1 protein-coding gene is annotated in these 1218 nt (G+C 66.9%); it reads right to left on the bottom strand.

The genetic code is table 11. From position 1 onward, the window contains the following. Positions 1 to 186 precede the first annotated feature (186 nt). The gene (locus tag ACFT41_RS32320) at positions 187 to 966 is read right to left on the bottom strand and encodes a transposase family protein (protein WP_377614116.1); all 780 of its coding nucleotides are present in this window, start codon (positions 964 to 966) and stop codon (positions 187 to 189) included. Positions 967 to 1218 lie beyond the last annotated feature (252 nt).

The raw sequence follows: 1218 nt of genomic DNA, 5'->3' as shown, positions 1-1218 counted from the left end.
GGCCGGCGAGGACCGGCCGACCGAGATTCTCACCGCGTTGCTCGGCGACGTCGGGTACGCGGCGTACCCGCTGCCGGACGACCAACCGGGTTGAGGTCGGGTGCGTAGGGCGGCAGGTGGTAGGCGGTGATCCAGTCGTGGGTGTCGATGAACTCGCGCATCCGCCGGAGCCCTATTCACGGGGTTTCACCAGTCCTTCTTGTAGAAGGCAAGTGCGGTGACGGTCTTGGCGACGAGGGCGAAGCGGGTGAGAGGGCCGCGGTAGCGAGTGGCGAGGATCTTCCAGTCCTTCAGGTGCGCGATGGTCCGCTCGACTGCGGCCCGGAGTGTGCTGATGGAACGGTTGGCCACTTTGTCCCCAGTGGATCGTTCCTGGCGCGGCGGCTTGCGCCGTGGGGTCAGCAGTCCGGAGCCGACGTAGCCCAGATCGCCGATGCCCTCCCGTTCGGCGAAGGCTTTGGGGAAGTGTGACCGGCGCCAGGCCTGCATGTCGTGGCGCGAGCCCGGAACAGGCGACGAGACCGCGAGCAGGTCCCCGGTGAGCGTGGCGGCAACCTGCAGGTTGAAGCCCGTGTCGCGGTGCTTGCCGGAGAACATCGTGGTGCCCTCGCTCGCCCAGTCCCAGGTGGGTACCAGGGTTCCGTCGACCAGCACGACACGGCCGGCCGAAGCCCCGACAGGATCGGGAACATGCCTGGCCAGAGCCTTCTCCACCACCGGCAGCAGGACAGTCCAGCGGCGCGAGACGGTCGCTTGGGAGACCCCGAACAACTCGGCCGCCGCTGACTGGACCGGGTTCTGCCGCAGCAGGAACAGCACCAGCACCACCGATTTGTACAGCCCCAGCGCCCACATCCGCCTGGGAGCCACCGGCGGATCCGGGTCCTCCACGAGAATCCGGTGGACATGCTCCACGAGCACGTCCAGTTGATCGGTGTCCAGCCCTGTCGTAACGTTCCAGCTCAACGGCCCTGCTCCTGTAGAAAATGACGTCTTCGCAACCGTCACGCTACCGAGCAGGGCCGCTCTCATGATCAAGCACAGCGGACCGAAACCCTCCGTGAATAAGCCTCCTGGTCTGCCATCTTGTCCGTGGTCGGTGGTGAAGGGCCGGGTTAAAGTCCTTTCAGCCTGCGCCGGCAGGGCGTGCGCAGGGGCCCGGCTCCACCGGAAGCGTCAACAGGGTGCCCCTGCTTACACCCGTCAGCCGGCGGCGCG

The organism is Micromonospora sp. NPDC057141 (assembly GCF_042670805.1).
GTDB lineage: Bacteria > Actinomycetota > Actinomycetes > Mycobacteriales > Micromonosporaceae > Micromonospora.
The sequence above is the reverse complement of the archived record's forward strand: the minus strand, read 5'-3'. Positions and strand labels throughout refer to the sequence as shown.